23 protein-coding genes and 1 riboswitch are annotated in these 21230 nt (G+C 62.9%); of the genes, 15 read left to right on the forward strand and 8 right to left on the reverse strand.

The features are described from left to right. Positions 1 to 23: 23 nt before the first annotated feature. The 4 genes from ACSJJT_RS04765 to srlA are packed head-to-tail and all read right to left on the reverse strand — an operon-like array spanning position 24 to position 2770. The gene (locus ACSJJT_RS04765) at positions 24 to 452 is read right to left on the reverse strand and encodes a transcriptional regulator GutM (RefSeq protein WP_435917212.1); all 429 of its coding nucleotides are present in this window, start codon (positions 450 to 452) and stop codon (positions 24 to 26) included. 1 nt (position 453) lies between these two features. Further along, a complete protein-coding gene (locus tag ACSJJT_RS04770) occupies positions 454 to 837 on the reverse strand; it encodes a PTS glucitol/sorbitol transporter subunit IIA (RefSeq protein ID WP_016666971.1) in 384 nt (127 codons plus the stop codon). A gap of 59 nt (positions 838 to 896) precedes the next feature. After that, positions 897 to 1931 carry a PTS glucitol/sorbitol transporter subunit IIB gene (gene srlE, locus ACSJJT_RS04775; RefSeq protein WP_435917215.1) on the reverse strand — a complete coding sequence of 345 codons (1035 nt, stop codon included), beginning with the start codon at positions 1929 to 1931 and terminating at the stop codon, positions 897 to 899. Next, complete coding sequence (gene srlA / locus ACSJJT_RS04780) at positions 1928 to 2770, reverse strand: PTS glucitol/sorbitol transporter subunit IIC (RefSeq protein WP_435917216.1); 843 nt, start codon at positions 2768 to 2770, stop codon at positions 1928 to 1930. The genes srlE and srlA overlap by 4 nt, the downstream gene beginning before the upstream one ends. Before the next feature lie 103 nt (positions 2771 to 2873). On the opposite strand from srlA, the gene ACSJJT_RS04785 reads away from it, so the two are divergent. The 3 genes from ACSJJT_RS04785 (at position 2874) to ACSJJT_RS04795 (ending at position 5638) form a co-directional block, all read left to right on the forward strand. Further along, positions 2874 to 3140, forward strand: a complete 267-nt coding sequence (locus ACSJJT_RS04785; protein ID WP_435917217.1) for an HPr family phosphocarrier protein — start codon at positions 2874 to 2876, stop codon at positions 3138 to 3140. 5 nt (positions 3141 to 3145) lie between these two features. Next, positions 3146 to 4819, forward strand: coding sequence for a phosphoenolpyruvate--protein phosphotransferase (ptsP, locus tag ACSJJT_RS04790; protein WP_435917218.1), 1674 nt, complete (start codon positions 3146 to 3148; stop codon positions 4817 to 4819). A gap of 81 nt (positions 4820 to 4900) precedes the next feature. After that, a complete protein-coding gene (locus ACSJJT_RS04795; RefSeq protein ID WP_435917219.1) occupies positions 4901 to 5638 on the forward strand; it encodes an SDR family NAD(P)-dependent oxidoreductase in 738 nt (245 codons plus the stop codon). A gap of 31 nt (positions 5639 to 5669) precedes the next feature. Here the strand turns inward: ACSJJT_RS04795 and ACSJJT_RS04800 are convergent, their stop codons facing one another. The 3 genes from ACSJJT_RS04800 to ACSJJT_RS04810 are packed head-to-tail and all read right to left on the reverse strand — an operon-like array spanning position 5670 to position 8542. After that, on the reverse strand, positions 5670 to 7055 hold the full coding sequence (locus ACSJJT_RS04800; RefSeq protein WP_435917220.1) for a sugar transferase: 1386 nt from the start codon (positions 7053 to 7055) through the stop codon (positions 5670 to 5672). 40 nt (positions 7056 to 7095) lie between these two features. Beyond that, positions 7096 to 8040, reverse strand: a complete 945-nt coding sequence (gene ygfZ / locus ACSJJT_RS04805; protein WP_435917221.1) for a CAF17-like 4Fe-4S cluster assembly/insertion protein YgfZ — start codon at positions 8038 to 8040, stop codon at positions 7096 to 7098. A 1-nt stretch (position 8041) separates the two neighbouring features. Beyond that, a complete protein-coding gene (locus ACSJJT_RS04810; RefSeq protein WP_435917222.1) occupies positions 8042 to 8542 on the reverse strand; it encodes a nitrobindin family protein in 501 nt (166 codons plus the stop codon). Between the two features lie 194 nt (positions 8543 to 8736). On the opposite strand from ACSJJT_RS04810, the gene dtd reads away from it, so the two are divergent. Further along, a complete protein-coding gene (dtd, locus tag ACSJJT_RS04815; RefSeq protein ID WP_435917223.1) occupies positions 8737 to 9174 on the forward strand; it encodes a D-aminoacyl-tRNA deacylase in 438 nt (145 codons plus the stop codon). A gap of 22 nt (positions 9175 to 9196) precedes the next feature. Here dtd and ACSJJT_RS04820 read toward each other — a convergent pair whose 3' ends face one another. Beyond that, complete coding sequence (locus ACSJJT_RS04820) at positions 9197 to 10090, reverse strand: NADase-type glycan-binding domain-containing protein (protein WP_435917224.1); 894 nt, start codon at positions 10088 to 10090, stop codon at positions 9197 to 9199. Between the two features lie 49 nt (positions 10091 to 10139). On the opposite strand from ACSJJT_RS04820, the gene ACSJJT_RS04825 reads away from it, so the two are divergent. From ACSJJT_RS04825 to ACSJJT_RS04875, 11 genes are all read left to right on the forward strand, one after another. After that, on the forward strand, positions 10140 to 10835 hold the full coding sequence (locus ACSJJT_RS04825) for a winged helix-turn-helix transcriptional regulator (RefSeq protein ID WP_435917225.1): 696 nt from the start codon (positions 10140 to 10142) through the stop codon (positions 10833 to 10835). Positions 10836 to 10960: 125 nt separating this feature from the next. Beyond that, the gene (locus tag ACSJJT_RS04830) at positions 10961 to 13066 is read left to right on the forward strand and encodes an RNA degradosome polyphosphate kinase (RefSeq protein ID WP_435917226.1); all 2106 of its coding nucleotides are present in this window, start codon (positions 10961 to 10963) and stop codon (positions 13064 to 13066) included. A gap of 6 nt (positions 13067 to 13072) precedes the next feature. Beyond that, the gene (locus ACSJJT_RS04835; protein ID WP_435917227.1) at positions 13073 to 14020 is read left to right on the forward strand and encodes an NUDIX hydrolase; all 948 of its coding nucleotides are present in this window, start codon (positions 13073 to 13075) and stop codon (positions 14018 to 14020) included. A 170-nt stretch (positions 14021 to 14190) separates the two neighbouring features. Continuing rightward, entirely contained in the window at positions 14191 to 15360 is a 1170-nt protein-coding gene (pstS, locus tag ACSJJT_RS04840; protein ID WP_435917228.1) for a phosphate ABC transporter substrate-binding protein PstS, read from the forward strand. 107 nt (positions 15361 to 15467) lie between these two features. Next, positions 15468 to 16472: a phosphate ABC transporter permease subunit PstC gene (pstC, locus tag ACSJJT_RS04845; RefSeq protein WP_435917229.1), complete on the forward strand. Its 1005-nt coding sequence runs from the start codon at positions 15468 to 15470 to the stop codon at positions 16470 to 16472. Further along, complete coding sequence (gene pstA, locus ACSJJT_RS04850) at positions 16469 to 17401, forward strand: phosphate ABC transporter permease PstA (protein WP_435917230.1); 933 nt, start codon at positions 16469 to 16471, stop codon at positions 17399 to 17401. Before pstC ends, pstA begins: the two co-directional genes overlap by 4 nt. A gap of 18 nt (positions 17402 to 17419) precedes the next feature. Next, the gene (gene pstB / locus ACSJJT_RS04855) at positions 17420 to 18196 is read left to right on the forward strand and encodes a phosphate ABC transporter ATP-binding protein PstB (RefSeq protein WP_435917231.1); all 777 of its coding nucleotides are present in this window, start codon (positions 17420 to 17422) and stop codon (positions 18194 to 18196) included. Positions 18197 to 18309: 113 nt separating this feature from the next. Beyond that, positions 18310 to 18426: riboswitch (cobalamin riboswitch) on the forward strand. A 56-nt stretch (positions 18427 to 18482) separates the two neighbouring features. Further along, entirely contained in the window at positions 18483 to 19505 is a 1023-nt protein-coding gene (locus tag ACSJJT_RS04860; protein WP_435917232.1) for a FecCD family ABC transporter permease, read from the forward strand. Then, the gene (locus ACSJJT_RS04865; RefSeq protein ID WP_435917233.1) at positions 19502 to 20263 is read left to right on the forward strand and encodes an ABC transporter ATP-binding protein; all 762 of its coding nucleotides are present in this window, start codon (positions 19502 to 19504) and stop codon (positions 20261 to 20263) included. Before ACSJJT_RS04860 ends, ACSJJT_RS04865 begins: the two co-directional genes overlap by 4 nt. A gap of 307 nt (positions 20264 to 20570) precedes the next feature. Beyond that, positions 20571 to 20825, forward strand: a complete 255-nt coding sequence (locus ACSJJT_RS04870; RefSeq protein WP_435917234.1) for a hypothetical protein — start codon at positions 20571 to 20573, stop codon at positions 20823 to 20825. Positions 20826 to 20854: 29 nt separating this feature from the next. Then, complete coding sequence (locus ACSJJT_RS04875) at positions 20855 to 21163, forward strand: hypothetical protein (protein WP_435917236.1); 309 nt, start codon at positions 20855 to 20857, stop codon at positions 21161 to 21163. Positions 21164 to 21230 lie beyond the last annotated feature (67 nt).

Below are 21230 nucleotides of genomic sequence, written 5' to 3' on the forward strand. Positions count from 1 at the left end.
GATGTGTGTGGTGCGTCGGTGTCTCAAGCCACGACGGGGACCGAAATGCGTTGGATCATCTTGGGCGACGAGGTGCCAGCGACGTTGTCGAACTGCTCGGTCGCCTGAGCCAGGGCTCGCCTCACCTGCTTGTCACGTGTCCTCGTGGCGATGTCGTCAAGTGGTCCCAGGAGCTGGTCCACTCCTCGCAGTCGCGCCAGCACCGTCGATCCCGACATGACCTTGGCCGAGACGACACGCTTGGTAGCCCGCTCCACGACGAGTAGGACGATGGCTCCACGCAGCCTTCCCCTGCCCCTCCCGGTCACGAGGACGTGATCCCCAGTTGAGTACTCGGCGGCGGCACGTCGGACCGCCCGTTGGAAAGTACGTGATTGATGCACCGACATCACGCCGCAGAGCACGAGTGCGACACCCAGGAACAGTGCGAACTGCCATTCCACGGTCGTCACCTCACCCACGCACGAAAGCGATCGGGTTGCCCACAGACATCGTGGGCAGCTCCGGGCCCGAGGCCTTGACGGCTCCAGGCAACAGGGGCTGATCCGGACTGTTGACGTAGACGACGACGTGTCCCAAGCTCGCCAAGTTCGGATTGGCCTCCGACCCGACCTCGTCGATCACGTACTCGGCGGCCCCGAGCCTGACCCGGTCACCGGGGACCACATCCTCCGATGGTGGCACCGCCCGGTCACCCCCCAGGCCATGCACCAGGCTCACCTCTGCGAGCTCATCAGGGACCGGCGATCCGAACAGGATGACGACTCCTGCTTCCAGCATCTCGGCCGCATCAGCGCCGATACTGTCGACGGTCGAGTTCCACAGCGTTGTCGACATGATTGACCTCCTTGTCATCGTTGGTGTTGTCAGGATTGGCGTTGGTCGTTCTGGCCGCCTCAGATGAGGAAGCTGACGACATATGCCAGGGCGACCGCCACGGGTGAAGTGATGAGCCGGGAGAACAGGACCGCCGGGACACCGACGTCGACGGTTTCCGTCTGCGCCTCTCCCAGTCCCAGACCGACCGGGACGAAGTCGCATCCGACCTGGCCGTCGATCGCGAAGAGCGTCGGCAGCGCATACTGAACTGGCAGGGCTCCTTGCGCGATCTGCGTCCCCATGAGGACGCCGATGATCTGGGCGATGGCTGCTCCCGGCCCAAGGAATGGTGACAGGAACGGCAGGGCCGTGATGAGTCCCAGGAGGATCAGGCCCAAAGGATTCGCCGCGAGCGGTGAGACGCCCCGGGCAATCCAGTTCGCCAGCCCGGTGTAGTTGACGAACCCGATGAGGAGCGCCACGTAACAGATGAAGGGCAACACTGTGTTGAGGCACAGTTTGATGGACTCGCGACCGGAGTTGAGGAGGGTCGTGATGATGCTTCCGATGGCGGTGCCAAAGCGAACCACCCACGCAGAGAACCCCTTTTTCTTGGGCGTCGCCTCGGCGCTGGGCCCTCCACTCGTCCGCGTCGTGGTGTCCGCGGCGACAGCGGTGGAGGCCGCTGCCGTGGCTCCCTTCTCGGTCGACTCCTCGTGACTGTTGACAACGGACGTCGGATCGATGGGCTGAACCTGGTTGAGCCCGACTGCCGACACGAAGATGTCCTCGGTCATGAACGTGGCCAGTGGCCCACCTGGGGACCCGGCAAAGACATTGACGGTCGGGATCCGCTTCTTGGGGTATATCCCCGACCTTGCGGTGCCACCACAGTTGATGACGGCGCACATGATGCGATCCTCTGGCACCGACGTGTTGAAGCCGTTGATGGCCTCCGCGCCGGTGAGTTCAGCGATCTTGCGGGCCACCGGGTGGATCTCACCACCGGTCACGGACAGCACGACACTGCGCTCACCGTTGACCTGGAGTGTCAGTCCGGGACCCCAACCTCCCGGTCCCTTGTTGACACGGACAGCCCGTTCGGTACTCATGCCGGGCTCCCCTCAGGGCCCTGGACGTGGCCAGCTGCGTATTCGACGTCATATCGCTTGAACGTCTCGGTGTGACCACCTCTCTTGATGAGAATGTTGGTGATCCATTGGGTAACCATTCCGCGGATGCAGATGACCACAAGACCAACGAGGAAGTAAAGGGCTGCCAGGCGCGCGTAGGCGCCGTTGTCCACCTTCATGACTCCAGCGGCAACTCCTGTCCAGACAAAGAGTTCTCCGCCGTTTGCATGCGGGAAGAATGCTGTTACTGGATGCACGAATGACACGGTGGCGTCGTAGTACGCAGGCTTGTACCGCTCTGGAAGAAAGCGCCCAAACGTGTAACACATTGGATTGGTCAGCATGATCGTCGCGATCAGGGGAATGATCGTGTACCGCGTCACGGCATGTTTGTCGGCCCACTGGACCGCATGGGTGACTCTCTCCTCACCAATCCACGTTGTCACCGCATACATGAACGTGAGCAGGACAAGGAGCAACGGAATGATCCCCGTGGCCATGTCCACGAAGCTCTTTGCCGACGCGTTGAACAGACCTATGAAGTGAGTGGCAGCCCAAGTGATGCCCTTCATTACCGGATTGGATCCAGCATCTAATGGCACCAACAGGGCACCGTGCGCGAGTGCACCAGCCCCTGCCGTCGTTACCATCTGGAGACTCCTTCGTCTCAAGGAACTGCAATAATTTGCAGTTCTACCGGTTCGTTTTGCATTACTGCCATCGTGCCACAGCGCACAAGCTCGAGCAATACCTTTCGAGATAAATTGCGCAATTTTACCCGGGCGAGATGCAGGTTCGCCGATCACGGCGTCAGCCATCTCGTCACAACTCCCGCACACACGCGCCGAGGGCGGCTTAAAATGCGTTCCTGTCGTCGGCTATCGTCGACCCTGACGTTTCACCCCACCAAGGAGGCACACCATGCCGAGTCGCACCACCACCATTGCAGCCGCGAGTGGCCTGCATGCCCGTCCCGCCGCCATGTTCGTTCAGGCCGCCTCGAAGTCTGGCCTGGCCGTCAAGATCGGCCGTCCTGGCGAAGAACCAGTGGATGCTCGCTCGATCCTGTCCGTGATGGGTCTTGGCGCCAAGCACGGCGAGACCGTCGAGCTCACCGCTGAGGGAGACAACGCCGATGAGGTGCTCGACGCCCTCGTCGCCAACCTGCAGACCGACCCGGAGGCCTGATACCCATGCGGACCCTCTTGGGGCTCGGGGTCTCGGCCGGAGTCGGACAGGCACATGCCCTTCTCGTCTCCCCCGCCCCCGGACTGCCCGCTTCTGATCCCAGCCAGGGCGCCGAGGCCGACATGGCCCGAATCGAATCGGCGCTGAACAAGGTCGCCGATCGGCTCGACGAACGCTCCCTGCACGCCGATCCGTCGGCTCTGGCCGTGTTGCAGGCCACCGCGATGATGGCCCGTGATCCGGGACTGCTCACCGGCATCAGGTCCCACTTGGCCGATGGCCATGGCCCGGCCCATGCTCTGTGGGCAGCCTTCGATGACTTCTGTGCCCAGCTGAGTGCTGCCGGCGGCTACCTCGCCGAGCGCGTCACCGACCTGCGCAACGTCCGAGACCGCGCCGTCGCGGTCATGCAAGGTTTGCCTGAGCCCGGCGTTCCGTCCTTTGACTCACCCGTGATCCTCGTCGCCGAGGACCTCGCCCCGGCTGACACCGCGACCCTCAATCCTGAGTTAGTCCGCGGTCTCATCACTGCCGCTGGCGGGCCGACGAGCCACACCGCGATCCTGGCCTCCCAGATCGGCATCCCAGCCGTCGTCCGCTGCAGCGATGCTCGCGAGATCGAGGACGGCACCCCGCTGGCCCTCGACGGAGTCACCGGAACCGTCCTTGTCGAGCCCGATGAAACCGCCGTCGCCGAGCTGACCTCACGGGCGAATCGTCGCGCTGAGATACTTGCATCCGCTCCTGAGGGCGACGCCACGCTATCCGACGGTGAGCGCGTCCTGGTCCTGGCCAACATCGGCAACCCGTCCGATGCCCCCACGGCAAAGAAGAAGGGCGCCGAAGGAGTCGGCCTGTTCCGCACCGAGTTCCTCTTCCTGGATCGCCAGGACGCCCCGACCATCGACGAGCAGACGGAGGCCTACGCCACCGTGCTCAACACCTTTGTAGAGGGAGCCAAGGTCGTCTTCCGCACCCTCGACGCTGGTGCCGACAAGCCGCTGGCCTTTGCCGACCTCGGCCCGGAGGAGAACCCGGCCCTGGGGCGCCGAGGACTGCGTCTGTCCCAGGTGCGCACAGACCTCATCGACGCACAGCTCGAGGCTCTGGCCAAGGCTGCTGAGCAGACCGGTCGTGATCCCTACGTCATGGCTCCGATGGTCGCCACCAAGGCTGAGGCCGAGTGGTTCTCCTCGCGTGCCCGCGCCGCTGGGATCAAGACGGTCGGCATCATGGTCGAGGTGCCCTCGACGGCCCTGCGTTCGGCCCAGGTACTGGAGTCGGTGGACTTCGCGTCCATCGGCACCAACGACCTCACCCAGTACGCCATGGCCGCCGACCGTCTGCAGGGCGAGCTGGCCGAGCTCCTGACGCCGTGGCAGCCTGCCGTCATCCAATTGGTCAAGGCCACCTGTGATGGAGCGGACGGGCGTCTCATCGGAGTATGTGGTGAGGCTGCCGGTGATCCACTGCTGGCCCTGGTTCTCGTCGGCGTCGGCGTACGTTCGCTGTCAATGGCTGCCGGCAAGATCACTGCCGTCAAGGCCACCTTGTCGCGCCACAACCTGGATCAGTGCCACCAGATCGCCGAGGCCGCGCTGGCTGCCTCCAGCCCCGAGGAGGCCCGCGAGGCCGCTCTGGCGTTGGCGGACACAAGTGTCGAGGTTCTCGTCAGCTGACGTCACCGTCATCCTTGTGAAAGCCCCTGTCTCGTCGGGCAGGGGCTTTCACATGCCCTTGACCTGCAGGACAATGGGGCCATGACAAAGACTGCAGTGGTCACAGGAGCAAGTTCGGGAATCGGCGCGGCCACGGCACGCGCCTTGGCCAAGGATGGCTGGCATGTCATCTGTGCGGCTCGCCGCGTCGAACGCATCGAGGCCCTTGCCTCTGAGATCGACGGGCAGGCCGTGGTCTGCGATGTCACCAGCGACGAGTCGGTCGCCCATCTCGTCGAGACCATTGGCGGCAAGCTTGACCTTCTCGTCAACAATGCCGGAGGCGCCGTCGGACAGGAGCCGGTCACCGAGGCCGACCTCGACGCCTGGACGACGATGTACCACACCAATGTGCTGGGCATGGGACGGGTCACCAAAGCCCTTCTGCCAGCTCTTGAGGTCGCCGAGGGAACCATCGTCACGATTACGTCCACCGCTGCCGAGTGGGGCTACGAGGGTGGTGCCGGATACTGCGCCGCGAAGTCCGGCGAGCGTGCCGTCGTCGAGGCACTGCGCCTGGAGCTGTGTGGCCATCCGGTACGGGTCTGCGAGGTGAGCCCCGGCATGGTGCACACCGAGGAGTTCTCCCTCGTCCGTTTCCACGGCGACCAGGCCAAGGCAGACAACGTCTACCAGGGAGTTGACTCTCCCCTGGCAGCCGAGGACATTGCCGAGTGTGTGCGATGGATTTCCGGACTCCCCGGCCACGTCAACATCGACCGCATGATTGTCCGGCCCCGCGCTCAGGCTGCCCAGTACAAGGTGGCCCGCGAGTCGTGATCCGAGGGACCCGCTACTCCAGCTGCAGGGATCAGTCCAGCTGCTGGACCTGGGCGGGTAGATGAATGCTCTCGTCGGGCTCGGCCGTCTCGTCAACGCCTCGCGAGGACACCTTGTCGAAGAGGATCTTGATCGTCTGGATCATGATCTTGATGTCAAGGACGAGCGAGTACTGCTTGATGTAGATGAGGTCGAAGTTGAGCTTGGCTGCGAAGTCCGAGGCGTACTTGCCGTAGACCTGCGCGTAACCCGTGATGCCGGCACGCACGTTGTGGCGCAGCTTGTAGTGGGCGTTCTGTTCCTGGAACTGATCAACGAAGAAGGGACGCTCCGGGCGCGGCCCCACAATCGACATGTCGCCGATGAGCACGTTGATGAGCTGCGGGATCTCGTCGATACGCAGGCTGCGCAGGTACCTGCCGACCGGGGTGACGCGCGGGTCATTGGAGGTGGCCAGCATCGGGCCGGATTCCTTCTCAGCCGTCACTCCCATGGAGCGGAACTTGAGGATCTTGAATTCCTTGCCGTCCTTGGTGATACGGGTCTGACGGTAGAACACCGGGCCGGGAGAGCTGGCCTTCACCAGGATCGCAGTGATGAGCATGATGGGCGAGAGGATCACCAGGGCAATCAACGACAGCACAATGTCGGAAACCCTCTTGACGATATCCATTTCTGCTGGAATCTTGAAAGGACTGGCAGCAATGATCGTCTCATCCTCAATCGACATGATTGTCGGATTAATGAGCACCATATGCTCAAACGAGGTCGACATGAAGATTTCTTTGTCCTCACTCAGCAATAAGTCATAAATAGCGACTCGCTCGGACGCAGGAATGTCATCGGAGACATGGGCGGTGTCGAATTCATCAATGTGAGCCCGAATCTGCTCCAGGTAGTGACCACGCACCACATGGGTGAGGCGATGGCGGGTGGCCTTGTTGGCCATGTAGTTCATGACGGCCCGATTGAGCATTGCCGGAGGACCGAGCAGCATCACTCGTTTGGCCCCTCGCAGGCGACGATAGGCAACGAACTCGATACTGCGCCAGATGAGCAGCAGAATTATCCCGACCAGCAGGTTGATGAGGAGGACCGAGCGCGGGAAGGCAAACCAGCGTCCGAAAAATGTCAGCGCCATGATGACGATCGTCACCATGACCTGGTCCACGACGGTGATGATCCCGATGTCAAGGAGCGTCTTGTTGTACAAGACATAAACGCCTGACAGAACGTTGATAATGAGGAACGCGATGACCGACGCCATCAACGCGGCTTTTCCGTCGTCCAGATTTCTCTGCGGAATGACCATTCCGAAACGCATCCAGAACGACAGGAATATTCCAGCCACAAAGACGATGACATCGACAAGGACCGTCACAAATTTCTGGGTGCGGTTGAAATAATCCTTTTTCACGTATTTCCTCCTCGGCCCTGCTGATCACAGGGGCACAGGCTCACACTATCGGGCGAACATGCAAGCCGACCTCCGGGTCGACCAGCGGTTCCTGAGCAGCAGCGATCCCGTCAATCTCCAAATCCAGGTTCACGTCGACCCCGCGACGCACCAGGGCAAGGCCGATGGGGCCGTCGACATGGTGAGTCGCAGACGATCCCATGACGCCGACACGACGCCCACCTGCGTGGACCTCAGAACTGACGGTCGGCAGCTCAGCGCCGGACCCGTCGAGCTGCAGCAAGGTCAGCCGACGCGGCGGACGTCCCAGGTTGTGCACCCGGGCGACGGTCTCCTGACCGCGGTAGCACCCCTTGTCGAGGTGGGTGCCGTACAGGCCGATCTCGTTGGGGATGGTGCGTTCGTCCGTGTCGATGCCAATGCGGGGAATCCCGGCGGCGATGCGCAGCGCCTCCCATGCCTGCACCCCGACCTGGTCGACGGCATCAGGGACGGGACGACCGACCAGGGCGATGGCCTCGTGTCCCTTGGCCACCTCGGAATCGAGGATGACGGCATCCGTCGGCGTCGCAACCCTCGCCCCGAGCCAGCGAACGGTCATGTCCGGTCGCAGCGCCACCTCGACGCGCATCATGAAACGCATCGAGTCCAGCCAGGCGACGAGGTCGGCTCCCCGTCCCGGTTCGGTCCAGCCCCAGAAGGTCTCGCCGTCGTCGACACCGTGTATGACGTGCTCGACGTGGCCGTTCGGGGAGAGCACCAGACTCGTCGTCGTGCGACCTGGCGCCAGGCCGTCGAGGTGTTGAGAGGTCAAGGAGTGCAACCATCCCAGTCGGTCAGCACCGGTGACCGTGAAGACCTCGCGGTTGGACAGTGCCAACCATCCGCCGCCGTCGCTCATCAGACGCTGCTCAGCGACCGGATTGGCGACGTGCGAGACCAGACCAACGTCGGGGCCGTCGGTCAGCAACACGGGACCAGCCATGTCAGGCCCTCTTGAGGCGAGCCCACATGTAGGGCTGCAGCGGGGCTTCCGTGGTCGCACGATCGAAGGTCCACAGCAGGTCTCCCTCGACCTGGCCGTAGAGACGCTGACCACCGGTATAGGGCACCAGGGCGTCCTCTGTGCGGGCGACGGCATCGGTGACGAGCTCGATCTTGGCTCCATCGATGTTTCCTGTCCAGACCTCGACCCAGCCCTCCGGGGCAGCCATCAGGACGTCGATCTTGCGCGTGTCGACATTGGGACGCCAGAAACCGGTCTCCATACGCAGCGGAGCAGCCGGGGTGCCGTCGGGGTTCGTGGTGAAGGTCTGGCAGATGTAGTGCAGGTAATCCCCACCGTTCTCCGTGAAGTCGACCTGGCACCCGAAGCTGAACTCACCGTCCTCGGGGGTGTTGCCGTGTCCTTCACCTTCCCAATGGCCAATCATCCAGGCCAAGGGCATGAGATCACGATTCAGGTCGTCAGGAATCTGGAAGGGCATGGGTCCTCGTGTCGGGTAGCAGTTTCGTCAGGTACTGGGAGTGGCGGATTCAACCGCGCCAGGCTGCCATAAGAACTCGCGTCACAGCAACGAGCGGCACCACAGCGCCTATCACAGCGACGGTCACCAGAACCACGAGATCAGCCACAGCCACACCCTGATTCTACGAGGTTTGCTGCGTAGACTCGATTTCCGTGCGAGTCGTCATCCAGAGAGCAAGCAGTGCGGAGGTTCTCGTCGAAGGTCACACGGTCGGTACCCTGGCGAGTCCCGGACTCGTCGTGCTGGTGGGAGCGACCGGTAACGACACCGCTGCCGACGCCGAGAAACTCGCTGAGAAGATCTGGGGCCTGCGCATCCTTGACGACGAGAGGTCAGCCAGCGACATCGACGCCCCGGTCCTTGTCGTCAGCCAGTTCACCCTTTACGCACGCACACGAAAGGGCCGCCGACCGTCGTGGAGCGACGCCGCGCCCGGACCCGTCTCGAAGCCTCTTGTCGACCACTTCGTTTCCCACCTGCGTGGGTTGGGAGCGCATGTCGAGACCGGTGTCTTCGGCACTGACATGAAGGTCAGCCTGGTCAACGACGGCCCGATGACGATCCTCATCGACACCGACGACTGGCGCTGATGAGTGTCGCTGGGCCCGCCCGTCAGTCCTCCCCATAAATCTGAATCGAGGATATGAGGACGGAGTCGCGCGTTGGCTCTCCGAGCAGCCCCGGCTCGGTTGTGGCAATGATGGTCAATGTGATGTCCCCCTTGACGGTGTGTGGGGAGATCATGACCTTTTGGATCGACTCGTCGTCATCGGTGAAGTCCTGGTTGAACCACGTGCCGTCCGGCAACGTCCAGCGCATCGTCCGCACCCGTCGATACTGCGGATACAGGTGGACGTCGCCGTAGACCTTGGCATAGCCATTGATCAATCCGACCCCGACGATCCGGGAACGCCGCGGCATGGTCAGGGTGATCTGTTGACCTTCGCCGGATCCGTTGCATCGCCAGGCCGTCTGCGGTTCGTCGTCAACCAAGAACTCGGAGTCGTACCTCACCAGGTGATGCTCGGAGTCGACGGCCGGATCGGACACACACGAGGCCGTCGCCTTGAGACCACGAATGGGCTTGCCCGCGCCCTGGTAAGGCATCGCTTCCGAGACCGTCGACGCAGGCGAGACCGGGATCGGCGCCGTCTTGACCGCGTCAGTATCGTCGCGGGACTGGGTGATGAAGGTGCCCAGTACCAAACCGACGACGAGGGCTGCCGCGACCATCAGTGTCCAGACGGGGAATCGATGTCGCCGGACAGCTGCGGTCGCCCCGGTGACGTGGGGGTGACCGATGACGACGCTTGGTCCGGTGTCGTCGCTGACGACACGGATCGACCCATTTGTCGTCGTGCTGACAGAACTGTCCCCTGTGTCAGAGTGCCGGGGGGCTGAATCGGACGACTCGGACGACGGTTCGGACTCGTCCGCACGACGAGGCTCATCCGGCCCGGAATCCTCCTCGTCCGGACGGAACCACTCGTCAGGCATCCTCGTCACTCCAGCCATGGTAGTGCTGACATCATGAGAAGGCCCAGATGGTCGTGGGATGATGGGGCCATCACGGCTCTGGCATTTAGACGACATGGAGGGCATCCAGATGGCACGACTGTCCCTGCTGGGCCCCCTGGACGCTCCTCTTCCCCAGGCCCTGGAACTCCTTCCACACAGCATCACCCGCTACGACGACCTACAGGAATGCCTGTCCCACCTCGAGGGAGTCGACATCGTCCTGGTCGACTGCCATGACGAACCTGCCGAGGCCCGGGAGGCGTGCCTTCGGCTGTCATCTCATGAGAGACGAGTTCCTATCCTGTTGCTGACCAGCCCGGACACCCTGTCAGTCATCAGTCCCGACTGGGGGATGGACGATTTCCTATGTGACTCGGCCACCCCACTCGAGGTGGAGACCCGACTGCGCTGCCTGTTCACCGTCCAGGTGACCAACCTGCTTGTCGTAGGACCGTTCACCGTTGACGAGGACGGTTACACCGCGACCGTCGGTGGCAAGGACCTTGACCTCACCTATACCGAGTTCGAGCTCTTGAAATACCTCGTCAGCCACCCCGGGAGAGTGCTCACTCGCGACATCTTGCTGTCGGACGTGTGGGGATACGACTACTACGGCGGCACCCGAACCGTTGACGTACACATCCGTCGTCTGCGAGCCAAGGTTGGCCCCGAGTACGAGGGGCACATCCAGACGGTGCGATCTGTGGGGTACCGATTCCAGGCTGAACGCTGAGTTCGTTCACACAATTCTCCGAGCGGACGTCGGGTTGCACCCGTTGTGAACAGCTACCGTCAGATAGATTGTGTCCTGCTACGCCCACCACGTCGCGGGCGGACAGATCTCCAAGGAGTGTGTCCATGGCCAAGAAGTCCAACCCCGGAGTTTCCCCAACTCCTTCCGACGAGCTGCCAGAGGATCGCTACAGCGATCGCGAACTGTCATGGCTCGCCTTCAACGAGCGGGTGCTGGATCTTGCCCGAGATGCCGAGCGCATTCCACTGTTGGAACGGGCGAAGTTCCTGGCCATTTTCTCATCCAATCTTGACGAATTCTTCATGGTGCGCGTCGCCGGACTCAAACGTCGTATCGACGCCGGGGTCGCCGTCCCGTCGGTTGCCGGTCTACTGCCCCGCGAGGTCCATGACGCGATCCTCGCTCGGACCCGCGAGCTTGTCGCTGAGCAGTCCCGCGTCTTCGCCGAGGAGGTCCGTCCCGGCCTGGCCGCCGAGGGCATCGAGATTCTGCGCTGGTCGGAGCTGACCGACGACGAGAAGGGCCGGATGCGTACCCTCTTCTCGGAGCGGATCTTCCCGATCCTCACCCCGCTGGCCGTCGATCCCTCACACCCCTTCCCCTACATCCGCGGCCTGTCGATCAACCTGGCCGTCATGCTGGCCAACCCCATCACCGGGGCCGAGCAGTTCGCCCGGGTCAAGGTGCCGTCGGTGCTGCCGCGTCTGGTCAACCTCGGCAAAGGACGATTCCTTCCCCTTGAGGAGATCATCAGCCGTCACCTGGACCAGTTGTTCACCGGCATGCATGTGCTGCAGCACACCACCTTCCGCGTCACCCGCAATGAGGACCTCGAGGTCGAGGAGGACGACGCCGAGAACCTGCTCTTCGCCCTCGAGAAGGAGTTGCTGCGTCGCAAGGTGGGGCGTCCCCCAGTACGCCTCGAGGTGCAGGACGACATCAGCGACGAGATGCTCGCCCTGCTCACCCGTGAGCTCGACATCAAGGACAAGGAGGTCTTCCGACTTCCTGCTCCGCTCGACCTCACCGGTCTGTTCTCCCTTGCTGACGTCGACCGTGACGACCTGTCCTACCCGAACTTCCTGCCCATCACCCATCCGCACCTGGCCGAGGTCGAAACGGCTCGTCCGGCAGACATGTTCGCCGCAATTCGTCGTCGGGACGTCCTGGTGCATCATCCGTACGACTCCTTCGCCACCAGCGTGCAGAGGTTCATCGAGCAGGCCGCCCACGATCCCCAGGTGTTGGCCATCAAGCAGACCCTGTACCGCACCTCTGGCGACTCCCCGATCATCGATGCCCTCGTTGACGCCGCTGAGGCCGGCAAGCAGGTGTTGGCCGTCGTGGAGATCAAGGCCAGGTTCGACGAACAGGCCAACATCACCTGGGCGCGGGTCCTGGAACGCGCCGGAGTCCACGTCGTCTACGGCATGGTCGGCCTCAAGACCCATTGCAAGCTGGCCCTGGCCATCCGTGACGAGGGTGAGGGTCTGCGTCGTTACGCCCACATCGGCACTGGCAACTACAACCCCAAGACCGCTCGTCAGTACGAGGACCTGGGCCTGCTGACGTCCAATCCGATCATCACCGAGGACGTCGCAAGGCTCTTCAACCACTTGTCCGGGATGACCGCCGAGAAGCAGTACCGCCGACTGCTGGCGGCCCCCGAGGGCATTCGAAGCGGCATCATTGACGCCATTGAGCATGAGATCGAGAGCAAGAAGGCTGGTCTGCCAGCGGGCGTGAGGATCAAGGTCAACTCGATTGTCGACGAGCGCGTCATTGACGCCCTCTACCGGGCCTCTCGCGCCGGAGTGCCAGTGGACCTGTGGGTGCGCGGCATCTGCGCCATCCGCCCCGGGGTGCCCGGTTTGAGCGAGAACATTCGCGTCATCTCGGTGTTGGGACGGTTCCTCGAGCACTCCCGCATCTTCTGGTTCGCCAACGGTGGTCGTCCGATGGTTGCCATTGGATCAGCCGACCTCATGCACCGCAACCTCGACCGCCGTGTGGAGGCCCTCGTCGGGCTGTCGAACAAGCAACACGTGGCCGAGGTCGAGGAGTTGTTCGAGATGGCCTTCGACGCGGGGACGGTGTCCTGGCACCTGCACGACCGCACCTGGACCGAGGTCTCCCGCGGCCCCGACGGAAAGGTGTTGACCGACCTTCAGGAAGAACTCATTCGACGAACCCGTGACAGGAGGCGATGAGCCGAGATGGGAGGACACAAGGGCCCTGTCCAGGCTGCTGGTGCCGTCGTGTTTCGCGACATTGACGGCACCGAGGGCACCCGTGAGGTCCTCGTCGTTCATCGTCCCGCCTATGACGACCTCTCCCTGCCCAAGGGGAAGGTCGAGCGGGGAGAGGATCTCCCCGTCACCGCTGTCCGTGAGGTCGCCGAGGAAACCGGGATCAACATTCGGTTGTCGGCGCCTTTGCAACCCACCGAATACACCGTCAAGTCCTCCACCGCCGGCGGCAAGCCGAAGTCGTGGGCGAAGGTGGTGTCGTGGTGGCTCGGGGTTGCTGTCGGCGGATCAATCGAGGAGGCGACGGCCAGCCCGGAAGAGATCGACGGCGCATTGTGGATGCCCACCGACCAGGCTCTGGAGGCACTCAGCTATCCCACCGACGTCCAGGTCCTCGAGGAGGCCCTGGAGCTACCGCCGACGTCGACCGTCGTCCTGGTACGTCATGGCAAGGCCGTCTCGCGCAAGGAATGGGGCTCTCGCAAGAAGAAGGCCAAGGACGCCAGGCGTCCGCTGGAAAGGCGTGGACGTCGTCAGGCCAAGGCGTTGATTGACCTGCTCGGCGCGTTCGGGGTGTCTCGTCTTGCCAGCTCGTCGTCCACCCGATGCATGCAAACTCTCAAGCCGTACGCCGAGAGCATTGGGGCCGACATCGTCGCGATCGACGCGCTGAGCGAGGAGGCTCACGAGGCCAATCCCGCCAAGACCGTGTCCGCCATGAGGAAGATTGCCGGTCGCGCCCTCTCCGACCCCTCACATCCCATCGCGGTGTGCGGTCACAGGCCAGTTCTGCCGACCATGCGGGACGCTCTCAGCGGGGCGAATCACCCGATGTCGACCGCGGAATGCCTGATCGTTCACCTGGACGAGGCCGGACACACCATCCGCCAGGAGTGGTACCGCTCAAAGTACTGACACAGGAGGTCACATTCGGGCCCTGAGGGACTTTCTTCAATCAGGATGTCGCCGGTATTCACCTTGGGTTCACCTTGACGCGGTTGTTGCGACATGTTCAAACCCTAGCGTCAGCCCTGTACCAAGGACCGCAACGGCGGCTCCAGGAGATCACTCGAAAAGGATGTGCCGTGACGAATCGTCTCGCCAAGATCACTGCCCTGGCTGCTATCAGCGCCATCTCCCTCACCGCTTGTGGCGCCAACGGCGACAAGGGCTCCAGCTCCGCCTCGTCGTCCGAGGCCACTTCGGCTGCCGCCAGCTCGGCGACCAGCGCTGACACCCAGTCCAGCGGCTCCTCGGCTGATGCCGCCTCGTTCAAGCCGGCCTGCCCTGGTGGCAACATCTCCGGTGCTGGCTCCTCGGCCCAGCTGAACGCCATCAACCAGGTCGTCTCTGACTACAAGGCTGCGTGCTCCTCGGCCACCATCAACTACTCTCCCACCGGCTCCGGCGCTGGTGTGAAGTCCTTCATCGGCAAACAGACCGACTGGGCGGGCTCCGACTCCGTCCTCAACAAGGACAAGGGCGAGCCCGACAAGACCAAGCAGCGCTGCAATGCCGATCCGTGGCACCTCCCGATGGCTGCCGGCCCGATCGCCGTGGTATACAACGTCGACGGCGTCAAGGATCTGACCCTCTCGACCCCGACCCTCGCCAGAATCTTCTCCGGCGCCATCAAGAAGTGGGATGACCCGGCCATCAAGAAGGAGAATCCCTCCGCCAAGCTGCCGTCCTCCCAGATCGAGGTCTTCTACCGCAAGGACGAGTCGGGCACCACCGACAATTTCACCAAGTTCCTCAACAAAGCCGCCGGTGACATCTGGACCGAGAAGCACTCCAAGACGTGGAAGGGCACTGGCAAGGGTGCTGACAAGTCGGCCGGCATCGCTCAGGCCGTCAAGAGCACCAAGAACTCGATCTCCTACGACGAGTGGTCCTACGCCACCAAGAACAGCCTTGACATGGCTGCCATCGACAACGGCAACGGCCCGGTCAAACTGACCGGCGAGTCCGCTGGTAAGGCCGTCTCGGCCGCCAAGGTGGTGGGTCAGGGCAACGACCTGCAGCTCGAACTCCAGTACAAGGACACCCCGGCTGGCGTGTACCCCGCGGTTTTGGTGACCTACGAAATCGCGTGCTCCAAGGGCCAGGATGCCGGCAAGACTGCCCTCCTGAAGGACTTCCTCTCCTTCTACGCCTCCGAGCAGGAGCAGAAGAAGATCCAGGATCTCGGTTACGCTCCGCTGCCTTCCGATGTTGCCTCGAAGGTGCTGACCGCCGCTCAGGCCCTCTCCTGATCAACTTCGCCCGGGTAATTTGGCCCCGGTGCTCTGGGGCGGGAGGACACGCGACGTCCTCCCGCCCCAACCCACGAGAACAACCATGAACGCGACGAAGGAAGCCCATGGCTGAAACCACATCGACGGCGCAGCGAAGGCCAACAGCCGCATCTCGCATGAAACCGGTCTCCAGGGTCGGGGACAGGATTTTCGCCGGTGCCTCGTCGGTCATAGCCATTGCGCTGGCCATCATCGTCATCCTGATGTTCATCTTCCTCATCAAGACGGCGGCACCGACCCTGTCGGCCAACACCGACAACTTCTTCACCTCTCGCGCCTGGACGACCGACCAGAATCCGCCGGCCTTCGGTATTCAGGCCCTGCTGTGGACGACGCTCATCTCGTCTGTGCTCGCACTGCTCATCGCAGTTCCCCTCTCAGTGGGTATCGCCCTCTTCATCACCCAGCTGGCGCCCAAGAATCTCGCCAGCCCCGTCGCCTTCGTCGTCGACCTGCTGGCCGCTGTGCCCTCGATCGTCTTCGGCCTGTGGGGCGGCATCGTGTTCGGATCGTCGGGCGTCGTCACTGGCCTGCGCGACATCATCATCGCGGTACTCGGCTGGATCCCGATCTTCTCGGACGATCCGTCCTGGTCCTCCGCCACCGGCACGGTCTATCTCGCCAGCCTGGTTCTGGCCATCATGATCCTGCCGATCATCACCGCCGTCAGCCGCGATGTCATGGCCCAGACCCCGCACGACCAGGTCGAGGCTGCGCTGGCCCTGGGGTCGACCCGCTGGGAAGTCATCAAGCTCGCAGTACTCCCCCACTCCCGCTCCGGAATCATCTCGGGAGCCATGCTCGGTCTGGGGCGCGCTCTCGGCGAGACGCTGGCCGTCACCCTGATCCTGCAAACGATCAGCCCCATGGCCCTCAAACAGAAACTCAACCTGTCAATCTTCGTCGGCGGCGAGACCTTCGCCTCGAAGATCGCCGGTAACTTCTCCGAGGCCATCAGCGATCCCACCTCACTGGGCGCCCTGGTGGCGTCGGCCCTGGCCCTGTTCGTCATCACCTTCGTGGTCAACGCAACTGCCCGCCTGATCGCAGCGAAGGGAGTCAAGCGATGAGCGCCACCACCCCCGATCACATCCCCGCACGCGCCGAGGACATGCCCACGGTCGGGACGCTGGACCTCTCCCGTCCGTCCGGCAAGCGGACCACGAAGAGCGGTTGCGCCTCGATCTTCATGATCGTCGCCACCCTGCTCGCGGTCATCCCGCTGGTCTGGTTGTTGTTCGCTGCCGTCCGACGCGGTATCGCATCCCTCGTCCATGCCTCTTGGTGGACCCACTCGATGGACCCGTCCTGGGACCTCGTTGAGCAGGGTGCCATCCACGCCATCGTCGGAACCATCGAGATCGGTCTCATCACCTCGATCATCTCCGTGCCGATCGCACTGCTGACCGCCATCTTCCTGGTGGAGTACGCACGAGGCACCACGATCGCCAAGGTCATCAGCTTCGCCGTTGACGTCCTGACCGGGGTGCCGTCGATCGTCGCGGCCCTGTTCATCTTCGCGGTGGTCGTCACCACCCTCGGTGGAACTCAGTCGGCCTGGGCATCTTCCCTGGCCCTCATGATCCTCATGGTGCCGACGGTACTGCGATCCACCGAGGAGATGCTCAAGCTGGTGCCGGACTCGTTGCGCGAGGCCTCCTTCGCCCTGGGCGTCTCCAAGTGGAAGACGATCATGAAGGTCGTCCTGCCGACCTCAATGACCGGCATTCTCACCGGCATCGTGCTCGGCCTGGCCCGGGTCATGGGCGAGACAGCACCGCTCATCGTGTTGCTGCAGTTCAACACCGAATTGACCTTCAACCCGTCGACCCCGAACTTCGCAACCCTGCCGACCGTCATCACGAACGCCTACACCCAGGGCGGCGTGGACACCCCGGTCGTCTGGGGCGCTGCGATCACCCTGATAATCCTCGTCATGGGACTCAACCTCATTGCCCGTGGCATCTCCCGCCGCTACATGCGTCGCATGGGCAAGTGACACGAAAGAGAGCTGAACATGGCAAAGCGGATCGAGGTCAAGGACCTCAACATCTACTACGGCTCCTTCCACGCCGTTGAGTCGGTGAACCTGACTGTCGAACCCCGTACCGTGACGGCCTTCATCGGCCCGTCCGGCTGTGGCAAGTCGACGGTGCTGCGGACCCTCAACCGCATGCACGAAGTCATCCCCGGCGCCTACTGCACCGGCAAGGTGGAGCTCGACGGCGTCGACCTCTACGGCAAGGACGTCGACCCAGTGGCCGTGCGCCGCAACGTCGGCATGGTCTTCCAGCGAGCCAACCCGTTCCCGGCGATGTCGATTCGCGACAACGTCGTGGCTGGTCTGAAGCTCAATGGTGTGCGCGACAACACGTTGCTTGACGAAGCCTGCGAGAAGTCGCTGCGCGGTGCCAACCTGTGGAACGAGGTCAAGGATCGCCTGGAGCGTTCTGGGGCGTCCCTGTCTGGTGGCCAGCAGCAGCGTCTGTGCATCGCCCGCGCCATCGCCGTCGAGCCTGAGGTCCTCCTCATGGACGAGCCGTGCTCGGCTCTGGACCCGATCTCGACCCTCGCCATCGAGGACCTCGTCGGGGAGCTCAAGGACCGCTTCACCGTGGTGATCGTGACTCACAATATGCAGCAGGCAGCCCGTGTCTCAGATCAGACCGCTTTCTTCAACCTCAAGGCCCAGGGAGAGCCCGGCCACCTCGTCGAGATTGGCTCCACTGACAAGATCTTCTCCAACCCGAAGGAGAAAGCCACCGAGGATTACATCTCAGGCCGCTTCGGCTGATCACCCGGGCCTCACATCGCCTTCATGGGCTACTGGAGGCAGGGCCATGACCCCATGCAGGGGGCGCCGAGCACCCATTGTTAGGCGATGCTAGGCTACCGATCGTTCGACGTAGGGAACCTCGTGCAACTCGAGGACTGACGCGCAGCGGTGAGGCGGACGAACAGGCACATGGCCACTGGGGTAACCCGGGAAGGCGCCCGTTCGGATGATGCCGAGTCCGAAAACCTCTCGGACTGGATCTACCCGACGGCCGCGCGACTCGGCCCTGACGAGGACGGCTTCCTTGGCTCGACCCCAGCACCGGATACCGGCGCGTTTCACACTGTTGACGACCCTGCTCGTCCTCACGCCCGTACTATCCATCGCCTTTGGCGCCGCCCCCATACCTATTGGCCAGGTCTTGGGCGTCCTTGCTGACCGTTGCGGCATCCCGGTGCATGTGACGTGGGATGCCATTACCGACGCCATCGTGTGGCAGAACAGAATGCCCCGAATCGTCACTGGCCTTGGGGTGGGGGCGATCCTCGGGATATCCGGTGTCGCTCTGCAAGCAGTGGTGCGCAACCCGCTTGCAGAGCCATATGTCCTCGGTGTCAGCGCTGGAGCATCGTGCGGGGCCGCCGCCGCCATCATTCTCATCGGCATCTCGTCAGCCGTCGGCGTCGCCGGAATGGCCTTCCTCGGGGCATTGCTGTCCACCGCCGTCGTGTTGTTCATGGGGGGAGGACGGAATTCGTCAACCTTGCGACTCATCCTCGCCGGTCTGGCAGTCGGGTTCATTTTTCAGGCCACCACCAACTTCATCATTTTCTCCTCGGACTCCCCGGAGACGGCCCGAGCCGTCATGTTCTGGACGCTCGGCGACCTCTCCCGCGCCAGCTGGACGCAGGGATGGACGAGCATCGTCGTCGCTGGTGTGCTTGCGATACTGATGTGGGCCTGCGCACCATGGCTCGACGCGCTGGCATCTGGCGATTCCACCGCCACTGCGGTGGGAATCGACCCAGCGATAATACGAGTCATCCTCCTCGTCCCAGTCTCGGCAGGGGTGGCCATGGCTGTCGCGATCTCGGGTGGGATCGGATTCGTCGGACTGGTCATTCCCCACCTGATGCGATCCTTCATCGGCCACGGGCACCGTCGGCTGGTCGCGTCTTCAGCCATTTCCGCCGCCATCTTCCTGGTGTGGGCCGACACCTTCTCCCGTACCGTCTTCAGTCCGGCAGAACTGCCGATTGGCGTCATCACCGGTCTTCTTGGCGCTCCTTTCCTACTGGTCTTGGTGAGGAGAGGCACGCTGACATGATCTGCGCCACTGACGTAGTTGTCCGTCGCGGCGAGCGGATTGTCCTCGACAGGGTCGATGTCACCGCGAACCAAGGTATGACGATTGGGATTATTGGCCCAAACGGCGCGGGCAAGTCCACCTTGTTGTCTGCGTTGTACCGCAACGTCTCCATCTGCTCCGGACAGGTCACGGTCAGCGAGCGTGACGTGGCTGTGATGAGTCGCCGCGACATCGCCCGCGAGGTAGCTGTCGTGGCGCAAACCCCAGATCAGGCCCTGCCGCTGACAGTCCGCGACACCGTCGGTCTGGGACGGTTACCGCACCGCTCGCTGATGGGATATGGGGACGCGGCTGACCGCGAGATCGTCGAGGATGCCCTAGCGCGCACCGATCTCACCAGGCTGGCATGTCGCCTTGTCACCCAGCTCTCAGGTGGCGAGCGTCAACGCGTTCTTGTCGCTCGCGCCATTGCCCAGCAAGCTGGCCACTTACTCCTCGACGAGCCCACCAATCATCTCGATATCGGCCACCAATTTGACCTGCTCAATCTCGTCCACACGATCGACGCAACCACCATCATCGTGCTGCACGACCTCAACCTGGCAGCCCGGGTAGCAGACCAGTTGGTGCTTCTCAACAAAGGTTGTCTGGTTGCCTCCGGCCCCTGCGAGGAGGTTTTGCGTCCCGATCTGCTGTCCGAGATCTACCGGGTCGACGTCGAGCACATTACCCACAACGGTCGTATCCACCTCTTGTTCAATCCCCCAGACCGCTGAACCGTCCTCAACGCCCACTACGCAGAGCCCCTACCCGACTCCGAGGCCGCCTGCATCGCCCGGTCCATCACCGACTGGATCACCACAGAATCCCGCCTGTGGGTGCAATCCAGCACAGTCACGCAAACCACCTTCACCACCATCCAATCCGCACGCGGACACAAAGGCGGCACATGCAGCGGAGAGATGAGACGAGCAACAACCATGCAAGAGCTCGCGAAGGCTACCAATGATGATCCGTCCTGAGGATCGTGTCATGCGTGGCTCCTTGACCGCCCGTGAACTAGCAGTACGGTCTGGATTCTCGATGAGGACAATGCAACGCTGGACCTCTCGAACTCGAGAGCAGTATCTCCGCGACCAAGAGCAACGACGCGAAGCGATTCGGGCCTACCACGACAATCAAGGCCACACCTGGCCACAACCTGCCAACCACTACAGAATCACCGAGTCGACAGCTAAACAGCTTGCCTACCGCACCCGCAAAGAACGAGCCCGTGAGGCCGAGGAAGCCGCCAAGGGGCCAACTCTGTTCGACGTCATGGACGACGAGGTGTCATGACATGAGCACCTACGGCGAACAGAAAAAGCATGGGCCGGGCATGGACTCGCCTCCGTCGCGAATACCTCGACGGCAAGATCCTCGACGCGGTGGTCCTGCCCTCCGGGGCCGGCACGCGATGGGAATGCCCCGTGTGCGGCGAGGTCGGCACCAACGTGACCAGCAGCCGACTCGCTACGACAGCCGGGCGCAACCACATGCAGACCCACATCAGCGCCGACGACCACACCACCATGGAAGCCCTCAAAGTCACCCACATACCCGAGGCGCTGTTAACGCCCTATCAACGCACCCTCCGCAACCAGCTCCAGACTCGACCCGATCAAGACACCCCGTAGACGATGAAGTCACGGCCTGAACCACACCCCCAACCAAGCCTGCACTCACAGAAACCCCTCCTGAACT

Origin of the sequence: Cutibacterium nasicola, assembly GCF_051303185.1 — a bacterium.
Taxonomy (GTDB): Bacteria; Actinomycetota; Actinomycetes; order Propionibacteriales; family Propionibacteriaceae; genus Cutibacterium.

Excerpts from the sequence above, each read along its gene's own strand:
- ACSJJT_RS04770 (WP_016666971.1), bottom strand. The coding sequence starts at position 837 with ATGTCGACAACGCTGTGGAACTCGACCGTCGACAGTATCGGCGCTGAT.
- srlE (WP_435917215.1), bottom strand. The coding sequence starts at position 1,931 with ATGAGTACCGAACGGGCTGTCCGTGTCAACAAGGGACCGGGAGGTTGG.
- srlA (WP_435917216.1), bottom strand. The coding sequence starts at position 2,770 with ATGGCTGACGCCGTGATCGGCGAACCTGCATCTCGCCCGGGTAAAATT.
- ACSJJT_RS04785 (WP_435917217.1), top strand. The coding sequence starts at position 2,874 with ATGCCGAGTCGCACCACCACCATTGCAGCCGCGAGTGGCCTGCATGCC.
- ptsP (WP_435917218.1), top strand. The coding sequence starts at position 3,146 with ATGCGGACCCTCTTGGGGCTCGGGGTCTCGGCCGGAGTCGGACAGGCA.
- ACSJJT_RS04795 (WP_435917219.1), top strand. The coding sequence starts at position 4,901 with ATGACAAAGACTGCAGTGGTCACAGGAGCAAGTTCGGGAATCGGCGCG.
- ygfZ (WP_435917221.1), bottom strand. The coding sequence starts at position 8,040 with ATGGCTGGTCCCGTGTTGCTGACCGACGGCCCCGACGTTGGTCTGGTC.
- ACSJJT_RS04810 (WP_435917222.1), bottom strand. The coding sequence starts at position 8,542 with ATGCCCTTCCAGATTCCTGACGACCTGAATCGTGATCTCATGCCCTTG.
- ACSJJT_RS04825 (WP_435917225.1), top strand. The coding sequence starts at position 10,140 with ATGATGGGGCCATCACGGCTCTGGCATTTAGACGACATGGAGGGCATC.
- ACSJJT_RS04830 (WP_435917226.1), top strand. The coding sequence starts at position 10,961 with ATGGCCAAGAAGTCCAACCCCGGAGTTTCCCCAACTCCTTCCGACGAG.
- ACSJJT_RS04835 (WP_435917227.1), top strand. The coding sequence starts at position 13,073 with ATGGGAGGACACAAGGGCCCTGTCCAGGCTGCTGGTGCCGTCGTGTTT.
- pstC (WP_435917229.1), top strand. The coding sequence starts at position 15,468 with ATGGCTGAAACCACATCGACGGCGCAGCGAAGGCCAACAGCCGCATCT.
- pstA (WP_435917230.1), top strand. The coding sequence starts at position 16,469 with ATGAGCGCCACCACCCCCGATCACATCCCCGCACGCGCCGAGGACATG.
- pstB (WP_435917231.1), top strand. The coding sequence starts at position 17,420 with ATGGCAAAGCGGATCGAGGTCAAGGACCTCAACATCTACTACGGCTCC.
- ACSJJT_RS04865 (WP_435917233.1), top strand. The coding sequence starts at position 19,502 with ATGATCTGCGCCACTGACGTAGTTGTCCGTCGCGGCGAGCGGATTGTC.
- ACSJJT_RS04870 (WP_435917234.1), top strand. The coding sequence starts at position 20,571 with ATGAGGACAATGCAACGCTGGACCTCTCGAACTCGAGAGCAGTATCTC.
- ACSJJT_RS04875 (WP_435917236.1), top strand. The coding sequence starts at position 20,855 with ATGGGCCGGGCATGGACTCGCCTCCGTCGCGAATACCTCGACGGCAAG.